This window comes from Betaproteobacteria bacterium (assembly GCA_016791345.1).
Taxonomy (GTDB): domain Bacteria; phylum Pseudomonadota; class Gammaproteobacteria; order Burkholderiales; family JAEUMW01; genus JAEUMW01.
Window position 1 is genome coordinate 1 of the sequence record JAEUMW010000375.1, and the last position, 4,870, is coordinate 4,870.

5 protein-coding genes are annotated in these 4,870 nt (G+C 63.5%); all 5 read left to right on the forward strand.

Going from position 1 to position 4,870, the window contains the following annotated elements; genetic code table 11:
- Positions 1-368 precede the first annotated feature (368 nt).
- On the forward strand, positions 369-1,232 hold the full coding sequence (locus JNK68_14575; protein ID MBL8541569.1) for a DUF3313 domain-containing protein: 864 nt from the start codon (positions 369-371) through the stop codon (positions 1,230-1,232).
- A gap of 16 nt (positions 1,233-1,248) precedes the next feature.
- The gene (locus JNK68_14580; GenBank protein MBL8541570.1) at positions 1,249-2,451 is read left to right on the forward strand and encodes a SpoIIE family protein phosphatase; all 1,203 of its coding nucleotides are present in this window, start codon (positions 1,249-1,251) and stop codon (positions 2,449-2,451) included.
- Positions 2,452-2,656: 205 nt separating this feature from the next.
- Positions 2,657-3,529 (forward strand): hypothetical protein, encoded by an 873-nt coding sequence (locus JNK68_14585; GenBank protein MBL8541571.1) that lies wholly within the window; start codon positions 2,657-2,659, stop codon positions 3,527-3,529.
- Positions 3,526-4,398, forward strand: coding sequence for a DUF3365 domain-containing protein (locus tag JNK68_14590; protein MBL8541572.1), 873 nt, complete (start codon positions 3,526-3,528; stop codon positions 4,396-4,398). The genes JNK68_14585 and JNK68_14590 overlap by 4 nt, the downstream gene beginning before the upstream one ends.
- Positions 4,399-4,426: 28 nt before the next feature.
- A partial coding sequence (locus JNK68_14595; GenBank protein ID MBL8541573.1) for a serine/threonine protein kinase occupies positions 4,427-4,870 on the forward strand: 444 nt, incomplete at its 3' end.

Genomic DNA, 4,870 nt, shown 5'->3' on the forward strand with positions numbered 1-4,870 from the left:
ACAAAGCTAAACCCACCCCAGGACCTTCCAGCCCCAGAGACAGGTTCCTCTTACCGTGCGAGTACTTCCAATGCCTCTCGAAGTCCCCCAGCAGCCCAGGCACCCAGGCACCCCATCCAGTTACCCCGGATCAAGCCACCCCAATACCCCAACCACCAGTGCCCTCAAAGCACCTAGCACCCACACCTATCGGCTACAAATTGTTAAAGAACGATGTCGCCCGCGCGACGAAAGGGCGCAATTATACGGTCGGCAATTTCGAGGTCAATACGGCAAGTAAGAAATTTTTTCAGTCACACCGGCCCCGCACGAAGATGCATCGGTTGCCCTGTCGGATAATCTAGACCTTTCCCCACAGAGACCCAGAAATGATCAGAAGCGATCGAATAGTGCGCCGCCTCGCTCCGGTGTGCATCTTCACCGGTGCATTCCTGCTTGCCGGTTGCGCATCCACGGAATCCACGATCATGGGAAGCGGTACCGATGTCACCGCGAGCGACCCCACGCGCATGACCCACACCGGATTCCTCACCGATTACGCTGCACTTCGACCCGTGTCTGGCGGCGGCGGTGTCGAGTGCTGGCGCGGTCCAAACGTCGATCTGAAGCTCTACAACAAGATCCTGATCGAGCGCATTCAGGTCATGCTGAAGCCGGGTACCGAAGGCAAGGGTGTCGATCCGACCGATCTCAAAATGTTGGTCGACTATTTCCACAACGCTCTGGTGAAGGCACTGACGCCGCAGATGCAGGTCGTCGACCAACCCGGGCCCGGCGTCCTGCGTATGCGTATCGCCCTCACAGACCTGATACCGACCGGTGTCGACGAGAGCCTTCTCGGCACGGCGGTCCCCTACGGCTTCGTCGCGGAAGAAGCCTCCGGCGTGGCCACCGGCCTTCCCGCCGGCTCGACCCCTTACCTCGGTGAAACCGGTATCGAAGTCCAGTTCCGCGACGGCGTGACGGGCAAGATCCTCGGCGAGTGCCGCGACACCGAAGTCGGCCGCAAGTATGCAGCGGCCATGAACGCGAGCGTCACCGGCGCCGCCCAGACCTGGGCAAGCGGCTACCTCAACTCGTTCACGAGCTGGTCCTACGCCAAGGACGCCTTCGACAAGTGGGCGGCGATCACCGCCAAGCGCCTGGCCATCCTGCGCGGCGTGGCACCTGCGCAGTCGAAACGGCCGGCAAATCGCGGAGAGTCCATGGTCGCGGTCGCTCAAGCGGACTGATCAGAGCAAGATCAAGGTGGCCTGGTTCAGAAAGCCGTCAGGAGCGAAGGGAACGGCGCCGACCGATCCACAGGAGGCGCTGCCCGCACCGGAGAAGGCGCCCGACGACTCGACCGTGGTCATCGGTGAGGGCGGGCCGCGTCCTCGCGTCGCCGACGATGCAGACGAGCGCATCCACTACCTCGTCGTGGTGGAGGGGAGCGAGCGTGGCAGCGGGATCCAGCTGGGAGCGGACCCCGTCGTGCTCGGCCGCCTACCGCCCGCGCACCTAGTGCTGACCGACCGGCGGGTGTCGCGCAGCCACTGCAGTGTCAGCGTAGTCCTCGATGCTGTCGTCGTCACCGACCTTGGTTCGACCAATGGCACATTCATCGACGGCAAGCGCGTGAGCGGCGCTGTCGCCCTGGCAAGCGGCGCGCGGCTGGAGGTCGGCGACCACCGCCTGAAGCTGGAATCACGCAGCCGCGGCGAACTGGAGGAGGCGCGACGGCTGGAGCGCGAGCTCGCAAGCGCCGGCCGTTACGTCCAGTCCTTACTGCCGGCGGAACTTACCGAAGGTCCCGTCTCGACCGAATGGATCCTGCTGCCGTCCAACCGACTGGGTGGCGATGCATTCGGCTACCACTCCGTGGACCCCGACAACTTCGCGATCTACCTGATCGATGTCTGCGGTCATGGGCCCGGAGCTGCGCTGCACGCGGTATCCATGATCAACGCGCTGCGCCAGCAGGCATTGCCCGACACCGACTTCCGGAACCCCGCAGCGGTGCTCAAGCGGCTCAACGGAATGTTTCAGATGGACCGGCACGGCGGCATGTATGCAACGCTGTGGTACGGCGTCTATGACATTCGTGCACGCACCCTCGTCTTCTGCTCCGCCGGTCATCACCCCGGCTTCCTCGTGCTCCCCGAGCGCAACCAAGCGCTACCCCTGATGACCGCCAACATCGTGGTCGGCGTGACGGACGACTTCGATTTCAAGACAGACCGCATCGAGGTTCCATTCGGCAGCAAGCTCTATGTCTTCAGCGACGGTGTGTTCGAGATCGTGACCGGCGACGGACTGCAATGGGGCATCGCCGACTTCGTCCCTTTGCTGCTCGAGCCGATGACACCCGGCACGCCGGAACCCGTGCGCCTGCATCGGGCAGTCCGCGAACGCGCGGGAAGCACCGCGCTGGAGGACGACTTCTCCATGGTGGTCCTGACCTTCTCGTAGGCTGTGCGGTCGCCCCTGGATGGGTCGGCATCGGTGCACTGCGCACCGCTGTAGTGCGGTACGCGGTCGACCCGAGTTTCCATCCAGTACTTACGGCCTACGTGGCACTTTTCGCGTTGACGCCTCGGGCACCCCGCCCTAGTATCGTCGACGCCGTCTTGGCGCCGGTTTACCGGCATTTGCTTCGCAGGTGTGGCAGATTCCGATGAAACCGCTTCGAGCGTGGTTGCTGGTCTGGGTACTGGTGGTCCACGCGGCGGCCGCGCATGCGGCCGAAGTCGGCGTTGCCACGCTCGTTGAAGGCAAGCCGCTGGTGCTCCGTGGTGTCACCTGGTACAGGCTCGTGCCGGGCGCGCGGGTGGAGGATGGCGACATCATCGAGGCAGGTGAGCGAGCACAGGTGCAGATGGAGTTCACCGCCGGCAATGCCTTGAATCTCGCAGGCACCGGGTCGCTGTACTTGTCCCGCCCGGCGGCCAGCACGACACCCGGATCACCCACGCTGACGCTGCCGCGGGGTTGGCTCAAGGTCGCAACGAACTCACCGGAGATGCGCGTGCGCACGACGACGACCGAAATCGTCACGACAAACGCCGTCCTGGTATTGCGCGCAACAGGGCCATCGCTTGAGCTGTTCATCGAATCGGGAACGGCGCGCTTGATCGAGTTCCTGCCAAATGGTGCAGCCGCCGCTGCTCGCGACGTGAAGCGCGGCGAGTTCTGGGCGACGCAGCCGGACCGGCCCTTGGCCTCACAGTCACGTGCCCCGAAGGCATTCGTCGACGCGATCCCGCGGCACTTCATCGACGCGCTGCCGCGACTTGCCGGCAGGTTTGCTTCCGCACCGGCGCTTACCGCCGATCACGACATCACCTACGCCGAAGCCGAACCGTGGCTCAACAGCCGCGACCGCGCGCTGTTCGAGAAGCGCTTCACGAGTCGGCTGCGCGACCCTGCGTTTCGCAAGGCGGTGGAACCGCATCTGGCGCGCTATCCAACCTGGGACCGAAAACTGCACCCGGAGAAATACGCACCCAGGCACGACGCTGTTCCCCCCGCACGCAAGGAGGCCCCGTGAAGCTGATCTGGAAGTTCAATCTCGTGCTTTTCGGAATTTTCCTGCTCGGCTTCGCGGTGACCGGCTATGTTTCGTACCACGCGCTGCAGGAGAACGCGCGCCAGGAAATCCTGCAGAACGCGCGATTGATGATGGAAGCGGCGCTGTCCTCGCGTAACTACACGACGAGCCAGGTGAAGCCGTTGCTGGAGACTCAGCTCAAGTACGCGTTCCTCCCGCAGTCGGTGCCGGCCTACGCAGCGACCGAGCAATTCAACGAACTGCGCGCGAACCATCCGGACTACGCCTACAAGGAAGCGACACTCAACCCGTCCAATCCACGCAACCGGGCGACCGACTGGGAGGCCGACATCGTGAACGCATTCCGCCAGACGCCGACCCGTGGCGAAATGGTGGGCGAACGTGATACGCCGACCGGCCGCTCCCTGTATCTCGCGCGCCCGATCCAGGTGAAGAGCGCAACCTGTCTCGAATGCCACAGCACGGTCGAAGTCGCGCCACGGACCATGATCGATCTCTACGGCAACGCCAATGGTTTTGGCTGGAAGATGCAGGAGATCATCGGTGCCCAGATCGTCTCGGTGCCGATGGCGGTGCCGATCGCACGTGCGCAACAGACTTTCACGCAATTCATGAGCTCGCTCGCGCTCGTCTTCGTCGCCATCTTCGTGCTGCTCAACGTAATGCTCTACACGATGGTGATCCGGCGCGTCACGCGGCTTGCCGGCATCGCCGACCAGGTGAGCCTCGGCAATATGGAGGCAGGTGAATTCCGATCACATAGCAGGGATGAGATCGGCGTGCTGACGGAAGCCATGGGCCGCATGAAGGCGAGTCTCGTCCAGGCGATGAAAATGCTCGACGCCTGATGACGTTCCCGCTGACGACCCGTTCTCGATGACCGACCCGCAGCGCCTCGGCAAGTACGAAATCCAGGGTGTCCTCGGCAAGGGCGCGATGGGGGTCGTGTACAAGGCGTTCGATCCGCACATCGAACGGTTCGTCGCGATCAAGACGATCCGCCGTGACACGGTTGAGCCCGAGCTCGTCGATCAGTACATGGCCCGGTTCAGAAACGAGGCCAGGGCGGCCGGACGCCTGTTCCATCCGAACATCGTCGGCGTCTACGAATACGGCGAGCATGACGATGTCGCGTATATCGCGATGGAGTACGTCGAGGGCAGCGGTCTGCGCGAGTACCTCGGTCGCCGGGCGACCTTTGACTTCGGGCTGCTCGTCGCGCTCATGTCACAGCTGCTGCAAGCCCTCGAGTTTGCCCACGACCGCGGCGTCGTCCATCGCGATGTCAAACCGTCGAATCTCATCGTCACCGGGCAAGGG